Origin of the sequence: Flavobacterium sp. Sd200 (assembly GCF_009826935.1) — a bacterium.
Taxonomy (GTDB): Bacteria; Bacteroidota; Bacteroidia; order Flavobacteriales; family Flavobacteriaceae; genus Flavobacterium.
Genome location: NZ_WUMN01000001.1, coordinates 464,699 through 479,641, shown reverse-complemented (window position 1 = coordinate 479,641; position 14,943 = coordinate 464,699). Strand labels below are relative to the sequence as shown.

Sequence of the window (14,943 nt, the reverse complement as noted above, 5' to 3'; positions counted from 1 at the left end):
CTTAATTTAATTTCCTGTTTATCTTTTTAAGGTATTCTTCTGTTTTCTGCTTACCAGGCAATGTGGTAATTTCCCTGGTCAGGGCTTTTTCAAATTCAATTCGGGCTGCTGTATAATAGCCACGGTTGTAATTATATACCCCTGCTTTGTAATACACCAACCAAAAATTTGGGTTAAGCTTTTGATACTTTTCAATAAACCCGGTTGGCAACGATGTATCATTATTAATGGCAGTATCAACAAACCTGTCTTCTACCCTGTATTGCTCATAATCTTTATATTGTTGCGAATATACAAACGGATCTTCGGGTATCAAAAGTGAATCTACCGCTACTGATGCAGATATGTTTTTATGGCTTTCGCCAAAAATGGCATTAAGGTCGTAAGCTACATAAGCCCCTAACTGATACGGATTGGCAGACACCCAAACCAGCCCCTGCTCCGGTTTAAAAATAACCGAATGGTGTGCCAGCAATTGGTTAATGGCTTTTTCGTTGCCGTAACCTAAAGCCCTATTATTCAAACCCTCAGTATTACGCATAACGGCAGCGGCTTTTACAGGGTCCATTTTTCCGTTTTCATCCAGGAGCTGGGTCATGCGCTCATAACGATACGCCGAATGGCTATTTTCTATAGCATCATTATTGTTGTTATCGTCTTTATAGCTGTCACTCTGGAAATGGTTAGAACAGATAAGTTGCGTAGTATTGGGCGCATCATATACCCCAAATTTATTTGGAGATACCTCTATCAAAACCGCTTTATGGTCGGCGGCACTGCCCACCATTATACTTTCCGACACAAAAACCTCACGCTTTTTTGCTATGGCAACAGCCTCATCTATGTTAGCAGCATACTGCAATATTTCGCGCGCCAGTAATGATATTGGTGTCTTTGCAATCAGCGGCATATCTGACTTTCCTGAGTTCAACGTTACGGTAATGCCTTTGGTATTCATGCCCGAAAGTGCCCCAATCATGCCGCCCCAGGTAACCGACATGAATGGGTAACCAGCATCGGGCTTTACAAACGACACGATTTTATTTTGTGCAAATTCATCCCCGGCATAAAAGTCAAGGTTGCGGGCAATGAGTAGTGAACCATCTTCTGTATTTTTGTCCCATGCAGCAAAAGAGGTACAGCCCACCAAAGCAAGGTCGTTAAGGGCGTGGCCAATATCGTGTGCGGCATGCAGGTAAAGGCTCCTCAAATAAGGCGGTGCTACATCATCATAATCATGAGACACGTATTGCGAAAGGCCGTAAATGGTGGTTTTGTATTCTTCGGTAACGTGCAGGTACAGCTTGCGGTTGTACCATTTTAAAAACTGTCGCAGTAATTTTTGCTTAAACTTAGACGGAACAATCTCTTTTACCTTATCTAAAAAAAGTTTTTCCTGCTTAATAACGAGCTGCTGAGACAAAGCACCCGTCACAAGCCCAAGCTGCAAAGGGTCGCCTTCGGCATACATTTCCCAGAGGCCGTATTTGTTTTGAAGCAAAAAATTATTGCCCGTTGTGGCTATGCTGTCCTTTTTAACTACAACCGGGGCAGTGTTGTTATAGCCCTGCGTAACGGGCTTGTGGTGTATTGAGTTGTACGTGCCGCACGAAACCAGCAGTAAAGCCGGTAACAGCATGCACAGTATATACAACCACCTTTTCATTTTAGCCTAAATTTAGCTCGCTATTTATTTTATTGATAAGATATTCTTTACCCAATATTTCAGAACAGGTAACCACAGCTCCAATGGTAACCCCAAGCACCCCGTGCATGTTGATGCTTTGCCCGGTAAGATATAAATTATCAAGCTTTGTTTTAGGTGCAAGATAGGTTTTCATAGGACTGTTGGAATCTTTTACATAGCCGTACAGGTTGCCATTTTGCCCGCCAATATAATCACGGTAAGACAATGGCGTAGAAGTGTATATCGACTTTATACTATCGCGAATACCCGGGAATTTCAGTTCGATTTTTTTAAGGAACTGCTCTGTTTTTTCTTTTTTAAACTGCTCGTATTCTTCTCCCCTGTCAAATTCTTCTGCAGTGGTATTATGAGTATGTGCCCACTTTTCTACCTCGCTAAAGTCCATAAAAGTAATGGCGGTCATGCTTTCAGCCCATTCGTCCTGCTTGCCCGTAACGTTCATAGAGGCCATAAAGCCCTCCGGCCAAGACTCGGCAGTATGATCCATAGTTTTCCAAACACGGTCTGTACTTACAAAATGATAGTAGTTGTGGTTAAGGTACTTAAAAGTCTGCGGTTTAAAAAGTATGTATAAACTAAAAGCCGAACCTACATTCTCTAAATTTTGAACGCGATTGTAAAACGACTTTCTGAATTTGTCTTCGCCCACCATTTTAAGAGTAGTCTTAGGTTCAATATTCGATATAAAAATATCACCAAAAACCTCTTCGCCGTTCTTTATTTTAGCCGAAAGTATCCTGTTATCTTCCGATGTAAAACTGGTAACTTCCTTGTATTTATAGGTTTCGCCACCATATTTTTTAAGCTGCTTAATAAGCTGCTTGGTTATATTGCTGCCGCCGTTTATGCAACGCCAGGCACTTTGCATGTATGAGTTAACCGACAGCGCATGTACATAAAATGGCGATTTGTCTTCTATTCCTGCATATAAAAAATTAGAACCGGCAAGAACTGCCCTTAACTTAGGGTTTTGGGTAATGGAGTCGATATACTCTTTCGCATTTTCAGACAGCACAGCAGAATCATAGCCCTCAGTCTCGGCCTTAAGATTATATAACGGAAAATTATTGCAGGTATCTATCAGCTTTTGGCAGTATGCCTTAAGGCTTTCTTCCTCATCGGGGAAAAACTTAAGCAATTGATTTACAAAATTTTCATAGCCCTGCGCATGCGGATATTCCAGTTCGTCATCGTCAAACGAAATAATGTCATACGCATCTTCGTCCATTTTTTTAAGCTTAAGGTCGTCCATTATGCCTATATACTTAAAATAGTTGTAAAGGTTCTGGCCTTCATCGAGTCCGCCAATGTAGTGTATGCCGGTATCAAAAATGGTTTTTTCTCTAACAAAAGTCTGAAGATTACCCCCAAACTGGTTATTTTTTTCGAGCACACAAACACTGTAGCCCTCTTTAGCTAAAATTATAGAAGACACCAGTCCGCCCAAACCGCTGCCAATAATTACAACATCATACTTTTTATTCACTTTCCTCTCCGTTGATTAGCACCGTAAATGTATCACTTTCAAACAATGTTGTAAAGCCATAAACATTATGTATGCCAAATTGCTTTATTAAAATTATGTATTGTGCCTTTTGCAGCATATTGTTATCTGTATCCTGCATTTTAGAGTGTGCAATAATAACACTATAATCTATATTTTTTGCATCGTCAAGGTGTTCAATATAGTTAATAGCGCGCTTTTTATTTAGATAGTTGGTCCTGGCAACATCCCTTTTATCAGGGTCTGCAATATAACAGAAAACCTTACGTAACGGCTGCTGCAATGCTAACAGTGTTGCTGTTTCTCCATGGTCGTCGGCAAGGTGTAGTACAGTAGCCTTTGCACTAATGTAGTTATTTATATCATGATAAACAGGTAAGTTACTGTTAATATGCTGTTTAACATCCTGCAAAATATCTTCTTCTTTATAGGCAAAACTGCGCAGCAAGGTACCTTTAAAGTAATCAGCTCCCTCAATTTCGGTGCGCATTTTTGCAAATTCCTCTTTAAAATATGCTGCTACTCTCTTGGTGCGCTCGCTGTAGTTCATTCCATATGACGCATCATCAGGTTTTATCCTGTCGAGAATTTTTAGTGTAATGCTGCCATCGTTTATAATAAAATCGCCTTTAGGCAACACCTCAGAATTTCCGTGGATGATAACCGGAATAATATCGAGGTTAAATTGTTCAGCCAAATAAAAAGTGCCTTTATGGAAACGCTGAATGTGGTTGTCTTTAGAGCGTGTCCCCTCAGGGAATATTGCAAGTGAATAGCCTTCTTCAACCTTTTTGCGCAGATGCTCCACGCCGCCCTCCAGTCCTTTTGAAACCGGATAAAAGCCCGCAAGGCGCACCCCTATGCCAAATACAGGCGAGTTATACACCCAGTCGCTTACCAGGTAAATAATTTTAGGGCTCAGCATGCCAATGGCAAGAATATCTAAGAAAGAGGTATGATTGGCAATAATAACAGCCGGTTTTTCAAACTGCTCTTTGTGCGGGTTAAGCACTGTTTTCTTTACAAATGGGTTTAGGTATAATACCGACTTCATGAATTTAGACAGTATGTACCTAAACACCTTAACCTTAAAATTGCGCTTTGCAGGGAAAATTGCCACCAATACGAAACTTGTAACGGAAAGTAAAAACCCGCCAAGGCCGTAATATATAAAACATAAAGTAGAATGAACAAGTGTGCGCAGCTCAAACGGTGCCCTGCCACTTTTTACCCTCTGTGTAAAAAAGAACCTGAACAGTATTGGGTAAAATATAAACGTAATGATGAGTGCCGCAAACACGCCTATTAACGATACCGACGATATCGATTTTAGTGCAGGATGCCCCGCAAACACTAATGCCCCTATACCCAAAACCGTAGTCAATACCGCAAGCAGTATAGATGTGCGGTAAGTAGCCATTTCGTTCTTTCCTGTGGTAAATTCTTTTTGCAACGCACTGGTCATAAAAATACTGAAATCTACTCCGTGCCCAAATACAAGCGTACACACTATAGTACTGAAAATGTTAAGCCTTATGTCGAACATTCCCATAATGCCTGTGGTAACCACACCGGTTATAAATATTGGAATACAGCTAATCAGCACCAATTCTACGCGCCTAAAGAACATAAACAATATTACTACCATTGCTACAACAGAATAGTTTATGAGTGCCGAGAAATCGTCTTTTAGTCCGCCAAGGAATGTTTCGTTCATTTGCTGGCGGTCTATAACCATAAGCTTAGGTGTTTTTTCTAACTTGGCCGCAACGGCATCGCGTTGCTCTTTAGACACCTTAACCACCGTGGCAACCGTATAAAAGCCGTCTTTTTGGGCAATAAATTCATTTAATGGTAACGCCTTTAATCCAAGATAATCCTGTAGCCCAATAGGCTCATACTTTTTATTCAGCATGCCATCAAAAAACCTTTGATAAGTACTGGGTTTAAAGCCAAGTTTAGCCCCTTCAGCAATAAGCCCGGCCTGCAATACGGCATTTCGTTGCGGTGTCCAAAAGCTGTTCCACCTGTCTATTTTTTTCTGTTGATCCTGCTTAGAAAGCACAATACTGCCAATAGAGTTAAAGCTAAGCAGCTCGTTTTTGTCTCTATCTGCAATAAGCTGTTGCCTTAAACGGCTGTTGTTTTGCAAAACTTCATCAACTGAAGTTCCGTAAGCTGCAACATAAAGTGATTTTGAAGTAAGGCTTGTGGCACTTTCAAGATGCTTTTCGGCGGTTTTAATATCCTGCGGCACGTAGTTAAGCTGCGATATATCTTTATCATACACCACATCATTAAAATAAAAAAAGCTTATGGCTATAACAACCACACTGAGCACAATCAGTATCCTGTTGCTGTGAAACGAAAAGCCCGCCATTTTATCGAGCACTGTTGCCTTGTGAGGTTTATGGTTCTCAGCATCATTATTAGCCGATGGCTTGTACAAATGCGGTATGATGAGCAACGAAAAAATGGCGCTTACCATTACACTCGTAGCTGCAAAGATGCCCAAATCCTGCAATGCCCCCGAGTTTACAAACAACAGGCATAAAAACGCCAGTGCCGTTGTACTGCTGCTCATAATTACGGGCTTGGCAATATCCCTGTATAACACCTTTATATCGCTGTTATGTTTGTAGTGCGTTAGTATGTGCAGGGCATAATCTATAGTTACACCCAATAATATCGATCCAATACTCAACGATATGGCTGATATAGTACCCCTTAAAAAATAGAGTAACCCAACGGCAAACAATACCCCAAAAATAGTAGGGATAAGTATAATAAACGGTACCAAAACCTTGCGATAATATACTATAAGTATAAGCATTAGCATAGATAATGCTACCGTGGTAGTTATCTTCACATCGCTTTTTATTTGCCTGGCATTGGCTACAGCAATATTGGTAGCACCAAAATATTCTATAGTTGCCTTATCCTTAAATTGTGTATTCAGGTTAGCTTTTATAGCATCGAGTTTATCTACAAACAGCGTATTTTTTTCGGTCTCATTGCCCGGCAGTTTCGGGTTAATAAACAATAAAAGCTTTTGATTGTCTTTTGTAATAACATAGCCGTCCTGCAATCTAAAATCATCACCCATGCCCAATTGCTGCAGTTTTTTCAGCCCTATGAATGAGATACCGAAAGGATCCTGCAATATAAAATCTTTGGTAACCAACCCTGATGGAGATATGAGCGATTTATAATTGCTATTTACTACAGCAGCAATACTGTCGTTGTTTAATTTTTTTTCAAGTTCAGTATAATCAGCATCGTCCAAAAACAAAGGGGCATTGCTGTACACAAAATCAAATGTTTCCTGTATGCCCTCATCGTCTACCCTACCCTGAATGCTGTTTATGTAATCTTTACAGCTGTTTTGCAGGCTATCTGTAAATGCAGTGGCTACAGCAGCAAGTTCTTCGGGAGCTACACCTTTTTTTGCATTGATAATAACGGTTATCTTATCGGCAAAATTAAGCTGTCCCAGTACTTTTGCTGCTTCGTCCGATCGCTCATTTTTAGGAATTAATCGCGTAATATCTTCCTCAAAGCTTATTTTAGAGGCAAAAAATCCAAAAACAGTCAATAAAACCAAAGCTATGGCTATAGCCAAAATACGGTTTCGGTTTACAAAAAAATGTATGGCTGTAAAAAACTTATGCATTTTCGTGTACTTTATTTTTACCTGTTGCAATTAATATAAAATAAGCCGATACTCCCATAACACAAGCCATAACTGTTGCAAGAACAACACTGCCAACAAGATACTGAACTAAATTACGATTAATGGTATCAAAAGCGGTATCATTATCGTTTTTTATAGTGCTGCCGGGAACTAAAAGCATACCCATTTTTACCGATGCTAAAATTATGAATGGTATTGCCGGAGGTATACTGATGTTAGAAAATGCGAAGGCTATAAGTTTATTCAGCCTCAAAACATAAGCGAGAAAAAAAACTAAAATTGTCTGAAAACCCCAAAATGGAGCTATTCCTATAAATACACCAAGTGCTATAGATAGTGCCTTTTTTAAAGGGCTGTCATCGCTGTGAAGAACATTTTCTAAAAAAAAACGCTTAAGGCTTTTTTTTTTAAAGCTTCTCACCATATCTCTCGGTTTAATGTACAAAAGAGAAATTGTTACCAATATGGTATTTAGCACACTAATACGTGAAAAATCGGTAAATGGCCTAAAGTGAGACACTCTTTCAGAAGGATCATACAGTACTTTAACGGGTACATTTTTTACAGGCAGCCCTTTCCAGGCGGCACGTACTATTACCTCAATTTCAAACTCAAACTTGTTTGTAAAGTATTTTGAGGGAATTTTATGTAATGGATACAACCTATAACCCGATTGTGTGTCCTGAAGTTTAATACCTGTTTCGAACCAAAACCAAAAATTAGAGAACTTATTGCCAAAACTGCTTTTTTTAGGCACGCCCTCCTGCATCATGTTTCGGCTGCCTATAAGCAGTGCATCGCCGTTTTGTTCTATTTGCTGTAAAAAAACAGGCATATCGTCAGGAAAATGCTGACCGTCAGAATCTATAGTTATAGCATATTCATATCCAGCCTGTTTTGCAGCAATAAAACCTGCACGCAGGGCAGCACCTTTACCTCTATTCTTGGCAAAAGCAACTATTGATATATCTGAATATTTTTCGAGAATTTGGGATGTAGAATCTGTAGCTCCGTCGTTAACTACAATTATTTTAGTGGTGTAGCGCAATACCCCATCTATAACCCTTTGCAGAGTTTTGCTATTATTATACGTAGGTATAATAACGCAATAGTTTAAATGGCTTATGGTATTATAATATTGCGGAACTTCGCCCATTATAAAATTGCAGGTTTAAAATAGGGTGCAAAGATACTTTTTTTAAATTCCTGATAAAATAGTTGATCTAACTAAAATCATACCTATTTATACGTAATTTAAAAGGCTGCCTTTTCTTCTGCTGTAAACGATTTTGATTTCTTCACAAAGCCTTGTGTAAACGCTTTTAAATCGGCTTTCTGGTTACTAAAATTTTTAATTATAAAGGTCTTATCGTTATCAATTTCATCGTCATAGCCTGTAATTTTTGGAGCATTTTCCTGAATACTAAGCCTTAAAAGTCGCGCTTCATAGTTGCTGGCATCGCGTTTAATAACTGCCTCAAGCAACTTTGCTCCTTTTGTAAACAGGTTCTTTTTATTCAGCAGTCCTTTTTCGTGTTTTGCTTTTAATGTAAGGGCGGCAGCCTTATAAGCCACTAAAGTAGTATTAGGACTGTCATCGGGAGTGCTTTCTAAAAGCGCATAAAGCTCTTCAGTATCTTTAGGAGATTCTGCTGCACCAATATATTTTTGCCTCACTGTGGTAAGATCTGCCGATGTTAATAAAATTACAGATACAAAAAACGCCAATAGTTTCATAACAGTATAGTTTAATTTTTAACTAAAGTTACTATATACAATTATGCCAATCTAATTTTTACTGTAAATACAAGATAATTTTAACGCTACGGTATCTTCAAATAAAGTAGTGTTCTTTACCTTAATTGTTGCATCATCCGTCTGAACAATATCCAGTTCAAGTTTTAAATGCGGATTTACTTCCGGATTTATAAGTGCCATGAATTTTATGTTCGAGGCACTGGTCATAACCAATGTACTATTTATTACCTGTTGTGTAATTTCTTTTATAATTTGCAGCATACACACACCCGGTGTTACCGGATTACCCGGAAAATGCCCTTTAAAAACATCATGGTCTTTGTTTATAGTAATTTCGGCCAAATATTTTGCACCATCCGTATTGGTAAGTGCATCTATTTTATAAAAGTCTTTTAGTAGCATAGTATATGATTATAAAACACAGCGTTTCTGTTTTTAAACAGAAACGCTGTAGAATTTTCTAATTTATTTAGTAGAGCCTGTCAACTTAAAGTTATAAGACAAACCTATTTGAAAAACACTGTTAAGCCTTGCTCTTTCCTGACGATCACCTTCATAATAATACTCATCATCGTCGTCCATATTGTCTCCAAAAATATCAACAAATCCTAACTTATAACGTGCCTCAATAGTTAAACCCATTGGCAGCTCATAGCCAAGTCCAAGGTTAAAACCAAAATCCACGTCATAGGGCCTTTCAGAAGTATATTTTCTAAAATTATCCCCTACCCTAAAATCAAGCGTAGGGCCAACTGTTCCATGAAAACCATCGATAATATTGAATTTATTCATAACCCCTAACGACAAATATTGTACTGCATAGTCGGCATTTACCCTGTATGTTGCAGCTACAGGATCGTATTCGTTAGTATAATAATATTCTTTTCCTTTGGCACCCTGCCTGCTGTAGTTTATCTCCGGTTGCAAAGTATAAAACTTAGCCAGCTTAATGGCAACAAAAGCGCCTGCATAAAAATCGGCTCTTGTGTCAAGATCAGTATCTGTAAGGGTAGAAAGGTTTAAACCTGCCCTCACGCCAGGTCTAACTGTTACCTGCGCCTTCGCTGCTATTGCTGTAAAACAAGCAATTAGCAATAACGTTTTTTTCATTTTAATGTGTGGTGATTAGTCATTGTATTTTTATCTGCAGAAATTACTTACTGGCTCCTGTTACCTTAAAGCTATAAGACAGACCTACAGAGAACACGAGGTTTGTATGATTGCTGTTATTATAATTGCCGTAATCATAATTGTAGTAATAATCATCCAGCACATCTACAAAACCTTTTTTTACACGGGCTTCTATAGTAAGTCCAAAAGGGAGTGTATAACCAAGACCGGCAGTAATGCCCACATCTACATCGGCATCTAAGTAAGCAGGGCTATTGGCAATAATATCAAATGTTGGCCCCACATGTACATTAAAATTATCTGTAAGCGTAAACTTATTTATCAGTGCAAGCGCAACATACTGAAGTTCAAGATCTACATTACGGGTTACATCATAACCTGTGTTGTAATCATAAAAATTCATTCTACCTTCCGCACCCTGACGCGAATAAGTAACTTCGGGCTGCATGGTGTAAAATCTTGTAAGCTTTACAGCAGCAAAACCACCTATATAAAAATCGGTTTTGGCATCCAGATCGGTGTTAGTAATTGATGAAAAGTTTGCCCCAGCCCTAATGCCCGGCCTAACGGTTACCTGTGCCGTGGCAGAAAGTACTGAAAACAGAAAAAGTGCAAATAGTACTGTTTGTTTCATAAAAGTAATGGTGATTGATTATTCTAAAATATTTAGCTCTATTTTGAGTTTTATGTTCTTATGGTCTATAACTATATTTTGTGCTAATATATTACTTTCCGGAGTATAAGTTATAATTGTTTTTTCTTTAGATTTTGTTGTATTTACAAGCTTGTCCAACTGCCCGGATGCCTTATTTATAAACATATAATTGAAGCGTTTACCGTCTTTACTTTTATATACTTTGCTTGCAGAATCTTCATATTGCTGTGAAATTGCATGGTTTTGCTTTAACAACAGCATAAAATCTTTCCTTAATGTGTTTACAATTATAGCCCTATCCAATTCTTCGAGAATGTAATTCACTTTGAAACTGTTATCTGATATTTCAAAATCAAACAGCTTGTTGCCAAATTCTGTAGTAAAGGCGGCTCTGTATAAACTGTCACTCACCCTTTTGGCAATAAAAATACCTCCAAAATCACGTCCGTAAACCGTAATTTGTGCTTTGTAAACATAATCTTTTACAGGATCAGAAAAGTAGGGAGCTTTATAACTTTCGGTTATAGGCTCTGTCTGCTCAAAACCATCTACAGTTTTTACAGCACATGATGATAGCAGCAAAAAGCAACTAATTATTAAAAACAGAGTCTGATATCGGCGCATTAACAACTTTATTTTTAAATACAATTGTAGTATAATCGTTAGACGGCTCGGTCATTTTAACCTGAGATACCATATTTTTTTTATCAAAATATAGTTCCATCTCTTTAATATATTTTTTTAACGCAGCATCTTTAGGAACCAGCCTTGTAATAACAAACTCGCTTGTTTTAAAAAAGGTCATTACAAACTCGTTTTCATCAAACATATCGCCGTTAACACTGCCCACAATAAGCTTGTTCAGTTTATTAAACATCTTGCTGTTACCCATATCCATGGCGCTTTTTTTGCCTGCATCATTTATAGATATCTTATTATTTTTAAAAACAACGCTATATTGATAAGGCTTTGTGTACTGCCACAAAAGCATTGAAGGTGCTTTAAAGCTCATCTTCCCTAACGTTTCAATATCCTTAGACAAAAAGTCCATGTGCTTGTACTGAACAAAATCAGTAGTAAGGGTTTTGGTACTCTTAGCCGTAGCGTTAACCGCATTTTTAAACGCTGTAGCTTCGGCAGCCGTCATTTTTTGCTCTTGGGTAAAACCTTTAAGACTAATGAGTAAAAAGAAAATATAAATAATACTATTTTTCATAAGCGGGTATATCTAACAAACGGTCTACAGTAACGGCTTTGTAGCCCTCCTGCTGCAAAAGTAACAATAATTGTTCCAAAACATTTACAGTTTTTTGCGATGTATCGTGTAATAAGATAATACAACCGGGTGCTAACCTGCCTTTAATACGGTTAAATATTTTGACCTCGCTGTCTATAACAGCATCTAACGAGCGCACGTTCCAGCCTATTACATAATGCCCTGTGAGTTTTAATGCCTTTGCGATATTAGGGCTTGTAACCCCAAACGGCGGCCTGAAAAGCAACGGCCTGCGTTGCGTACTTTCATTAATAAGCGCATCGGTTTCCAACAGCTCGTTAACTGTTTTTTCCACAGGAAATATGCTCAGCTGTTTAGAATGGCTGTACGTATGATTACCTATGGTATGCCCTGCTGCTACCGTTTTATTTACTATTTCAGGATATTGCTCAATTTGGGTACCTATACAAAAAAAGGTAGCCTTTGCATTGTACTTAGCCAAAAGTTCCAACACTTTCTCGGTTTCGGGTGTAGGGCCGTCGTCAAAAGTTATGGCAACTTCTTTAACTGTTGGGTGTTTTTTTCTGTAAAGTGCTTTTATATGATAGCCCGAGCGTATTAAGCCCGAACCTGCAACGGCAATGCCCAGCCATATAAAAGGCGTGGCCAGCAACCACCACCACGATAATACATCTGTAAAGGCTAAAACTGCTAAAAGTATGGCAGTAGCAAAAAAACAAATGGTATTTATTCTGTGGGTCAGCATTTTGAAATTAAGGTAAAACTATGGTCGTTACCCCTGTACTGGTTGTAAAGCAGTATGTTTTTATATTCACTTCGCTCTATGGTATTTACTTTTAAAATAGGGTTTATTTGCTGAAGCTTTACTAAGTGCGATGCTACCCAAAGCCCAAACGATGTAGCCACATAAAACTCTCCGCTCAAATGCTTGTAATACACCTGTGGCGTATCTTTAAAAACTCCCTGCGCCAGATTGTTGTAATATCCGTCAAATTCTGTATCGCCGTTATAGCCTAAAACTACGGCATCAACATCATTAACTGACAGACCATTACGCCCTAAAAAAGCCTCAAGTTTTACCTGAACTTCGTCCTGCTGTAGTGTATTGTAAATAAAAACATCTTTAAGTTCGACATAGGTGGTTTCTTTCTGTTGGTCTTCAAGCACAAAAAATGCTGCCCCCTCCGAAAAAACCGCACCTCCTGTAGTAGGATTGAGAACACTAAACGGCCCTGAATCATTAGCTTTTATAGCACCCGACATCTGCATAAATTGCATGGTGTTTTCGGCTGCTTCTTCTATACCGCCCACTAAAACCGCCTGTGCATTTTCTTCCTGTATCTGCATCTGGGCATCTATAAGTGCCGACTCAAAAGATACCGCCCCGTTTACATACGTAAAATTATATGCCTTGCATTGCAGTCCTAAAGCTATCTGAGCCCCTACAGTATTGTGTGTAGACTGTATAAACGATGTTGGGGTTAAAAATTGCTCCTGGTTGTCTAAAAGTGCCTGTAAAAATTTCTCAGAGTCTATATTACATCCCATTCCGGTGCCGGTAACAATAGCGTCAAAACTTAGTACACCTGCTTCTTTTATTGCCCTGCCCGATGCTGCAATGCCATTCTTTACCCCTTTAGCCATACGCCTTCCGGCAGCCGGGGCTAAATACTCTTTATAATCGGGTGCAAAGAGCGGGAGAATGTTATCAGTTTCGTTAACAACCACCTCATCCAAAAAAGCCGCATCTAAGGTTTTTTGGGCAGAAACACATCCGGTACCGTTTATGTAACACTTTTTCATTAGCTTTTAGAGAACAGCAGGGTTGAACAGTTGCCGCCAAACCCAAACGAGTTAGACAGCACATGGTTAATTTCTTTTTGCTTTAAAACCGTTTGTGGTGTAAGGTTAAACTCTTCCATTTGGGTTTTAAAATTCAGGTTAGGGTACACAACATTATGCTGCAATGCCAGCACGCTGTACACGGCCTCTATGGCAGCTGCAGCAGCAAGTGTGTGCCCCGTAAAAGGCTTGGTAGAGCTAAAATCGGGCACATTTGTACCAAAAGCCCTTATAATAGCACGCCCTTCAGATAAGTCGTTGTTAGGGGTTGCCGTACCGTGAGCGTTAATATAATCAACATCCTGTGGGGTTAAACCTGAAACTTTAAAGGCTTTTTCCATAGAGAGGAATGCACCGTCGCCATTTTCAGATGAAGCCGTTTGATGGTAGGCATCGTTGGCATTGCCATAGCCCGAAAGGTAGGCCAGTACTTTTTTATTGCTTTTTTGCACCACCTCATCCGATTCCAATACTAAAAACGCAGCCGCCTCGCCAAGGTTAAGCCCTTTCCTGTCGTTATCAAACGGGGTATTATAACCATCAGAATAAATCATCAGGGTTTTAAAACCGTTAATGGTAAATTTAGAAAGCGCATCGGTACCGCCCACTACTACCCTGTCTAACCTTCCTGATTTTATAAGCCTTGCACCCAGCATAATGGCATTTGCCGCCGATGAGCATGCAGTACTTATGGTCGTTACAAAACCTTTAAGGCCAAGGTCATTGGCTATTTTGTGGGTAACGTCGCCTGCATCGTGAGATTCTATGTAGCGCCTGTTTTCTTCACTTTCAAAATAATCGTAAAAAAAACGTTCGGTCATGTCCATCCCCCCCACACTTGTAGACGATATAAGCCCTGTATTATATTCGTTAATATCTGTTATACCTGCATTTGCCACGGCCTGTTTAGCAGCAATGGCACCCAACATGGCAGTACGCGAATAGTTATTATTGGCAGGCAGACCCAAAATTTCGGCAAGCTGCTGATTGGTCTTTTTTATCTCGCCTACCTTAATATCATTTTTATGGACAGTATCTATATTTTCTATAGCAGTAATGCCCGTTTTGCCATTTACAAGGGCATCAAAATTCTCTTCAACAGTTAATCCTATCGAAGACACAATGCCCATACCGGTTATGGCAACTCCCCTGCTCATTACTTAGTCCTTTTTTCAGATATGTACTGAGCCATAGTATTAATAGACTCAAATATAGCCTTCCCCTCTTTAGGGTCGCTTAGTTTAATACCATAATCTTTATCAAGCATTACAATAAGCTCCAGTGCATCTATAGAATCAAGCCCAAGGCCATCGCCAAAAAGCGGATCGTTATCATTAACGTCTTCTACAGTTACATCTTCCAAATTAAGGATATTGATAATCTTTTCTTTCAGTTCAAGCTTTAATGCTTCCAT

Annotated in this window: 14 protein-coding genes; all 14 read right to left on the bottom strand. The window is 39.0% G+C overall.

Annotated features, from left to right (window positions below):
• Position 1 precedes the first annotated feature (1 nt).
• Positions 2-1,666, bottom strand: coding sequence for a C45 family peptidase (locus GR160_RS02185; RefSeq protein ID WP_160748192.1), 1,665 nt, complete (start codon positions 1,664-1,666; stop codon positions 2-4).
• A 1-nt stretch (position 1,667) separates the two neighbouring features.
• Complete coding sequence (locus GR160_RS02180) at positions 1,668-3,194, bottom strand: NAD(P)/FAD-dependent oxidoreductase (RefSeq protein ID WP_160748191.1); 1,527 nt, start codon at positions 3,192-3,194, stop codon at positions 1,668-1,670.
• Positions 3,187-6,885, bottom strand: a complete 3,699-nt coding sequence (locus GR160_RS02175; RefSeq protein WP_160748190.1) for an MMPL family transporter — start codon at positions 6,883-6,885, stop codon at positions 3,187-3,189. Before GR160_RS02175 ends, GR160_RS02180 begins: the two co-directional genes overlap by 8 nt.
• A complete protein-coding gene (locus tag GR160_RS02170; RefSeq protein WP_160748189.1) occupies positions 6,878-8,062 on the bottom strand; it encodes a DUF2062 domain-containing protein in 1,185 nt (394 codons plus the stop codon). Before GR160_RS02170 ends, GR160_RS02175 begins: the two co-directional genes overlap by 8 nt.
• A 98-nt stretch (positions 8,063-8,160) precedes the next feature.
• Complete coding sequence (locus GR160_RS02165) at positions 8,161-8,643, bottom strand: hypothetical protein (RefSeq protein WP_160748188.1); 483 nt, start codon at positions 8,641-8,643, stop codon at positions 8,161-8,163.
• Between the two features lie 51 nt (positions 8,644-8,694).
• A complete protein-coding gene (locus GR160_RS02160; RefSeq protein WP_160748187.1) occupies positions 8,695-9,066 on the bottom strand; it encodes a 3-hydroxyacyl-ACP dehydratase in 372 nt (123 codons plus the stop codon).
• Between the two features lie 63 nt (positions 9,067-9,129).
• Positions 9,130-9,774 (bottom strand): porin family protein, encoded by a 645-nt coding sequence (locus tag GR160_RS02155; RefSeq protein ID WP_160748186.1) that lies wholly within the window; start codon positions 9,772-9,774, stop codon positions 9,130-9,132.
• A gap of 43 nt (positions 9,775-9,817) precedes the next feature.
• The gene (locus GR160_RS02150) at positions 9,818-10,429 is read right to left on the bottom strand and encodes an outer membrane beta-barrel protein (RefSeq protein ID WP_160748185.1); all 612 of its coding nucleotides are present in this window, start codon (positions 10,427-10,429) and stop codon (positions 9,818-9,820) included.
• An 18-nt stretch (positions 10,430-10,447) separates the two neighbouring features.
• Positions 10,448-11,032, bottom strand: coding sequence for a hypothetical protein (locus GR160_RS02145; protein WP_237421157.1), 585 nt, complete (start codon positions 11,030-11,032; stop codon positions 10,448-10,450).
• Positions 11,033-11,039: 7 nt separating this feature from the next.
• Positions 11,040-11,666: an outer membrane lipoprotein carrier protein LolA gene (locus GR160_RS02140; RefSeq protein WP_160748183.1), complete on the bottom strand. Its 627-nt coding sequence runs from the start codon at positions 11,664-11,666 to the stop codon at positions 11,040-11,042.
• Positions 11,656-12,432 (bottom strand): polysaccharide deacetylase family protein, encoded by a 777-nt coding sequence (locus tag GR160_RS02135; RefSeq protein ID WP_160748182.1) that lies wholly within the window; start codon positions 12,430-12,432, stop codon positions 11,656-11,658. The genes GR160_RS02140 and GR160_RS02135 overlap by 11 nt, the downstream gene beginning before the upstream one ends.
• Positions 12,426-13,490 carry a beta-ketoacyl synthase N-terminal-like domain-containing protein gene (locus tag GR160_RS02130; RefSeq protein ID WP_160748181.1) on the bottom strand — a complete coding sequence of 355 codons (1,065 nt, stop codon included), beginning with the start codon at positions 13,488-13,490 and terminating at the stop codon, positions 12,426-12,428. The genes GR160_RS02135 and GR160_RS02130 overlap by 7 nt, the downstream gene beginning before the upstream one ends.
• Positions 13,490-14,686: a beta-ketoacyl synthase gene (locus GR160_RS02125; protein WP_160748180.1), complete on the bottom strand. Its 1,197-nt coding sequence runs from the start codon at positions 14,684-14,686 to the stop codon at positions 13,490-13,492. Before GR160_RS02125 ends, GR160_RS02130 begins: the two co-directional genes overlap by 1 nt.
• Positions 14,686-14,943, bottom strand: a complete 258-nt coding sequence (locus GR160_RS02120) for a phosphopantetheine-binding protein (protein WP_160748179.1) — start codon at positions 14,941-14,943, stop codon at positions 14,686-14,688. The genes GR160_RS02125 and GR160_RS02120 overlap by 1 nt, the downstream gene beginning before the upstream one ends.

Bases quoted from the DNA above. Each gene is read 5' to 3' on its own strand.
- GR160_RS02185 (WP_160748192.1), bottom strand. From the start codon at position 1,666: ATGAAAAGGTGGTTGTATATACTGTGCATGCTGTTACCGGCTTTACTG.
- GR160_RS02175 (WP_160748190.1), bottom strand. From the start codon at position 6,885: ATGCATAAGTTTTTTACAGCCATACATTTTTTTGTAAACCGAAACCGT.
- GR160_RS02170 (WP_160748189.1), bottom strand. From the start codon at position 8,062: ATGGGCGAAGTTCCGCAATATTATAATACCATAAGCCATTTAAACTAT.
- GR160_RS02165 (WP_160748188.1), bottom strand. From the start codon at position 8,643: ATGAAACTATTGGCGTTTTTTGTATCTGTAATTTTATTAACATCGGCA.
- GR160_RS02160 (WP_160748187.1), bottom strand. From the start codon at position 9,066: ATGCTACTAAAAGACTTTTATAAAATAGATGCACTTACCAATACGGAT.
- GR160_RS02155 (WP_160748186.1), bottom strand. From the start codon at position 9,774: ATGAAAAAAACGTTATTGCTAATTGCTTGTTTTACAGCAATAGCAGCG.
- GR160_RS02150 (WP_160748185.1), bottom strand. From the start codon at position 10,429: ATGAAACAAACAGTACTATTTGCACTTTTTCTGTTTTCAGTACTTTCT.
- GR160_RS02140 (WP_160748183.1), bottom strand. From the start codon at position 11,666: ATGAAAAATAGTATTATTTATATTTTCTTTTTACTCATTAGTCTTAAA.
- GR160_RS02135 (WP_160748182.1), bottom strand. From the start codon at position 12,432: ATGCTGACCCACAGAATAAATACCATTTGTTTTTTTGCTACTGCCATA.
- GR160_RS02130 (WP_160748181.1), bottom strand. From the start codon at position 13,490: ATGAAAAAGTGTTACATAAACGGTACCGGATGTGTTTCTGCCCAAAAA.
- GR160_RS02125 (WP_160748180.1), bottom strand. From the start codon at position 14,686: ATGAGCAGGGGAGTTGCCATAACCGGTATGGGCATTGTGTCTTCGATA.
- GR160_RS02120 (WP_160748179.1), bottom strand. From the start codon at position 14,943: ATGGAAGCATTAAAGCTTGAACTGAAAGAAAAGATTATCAATATCCTT.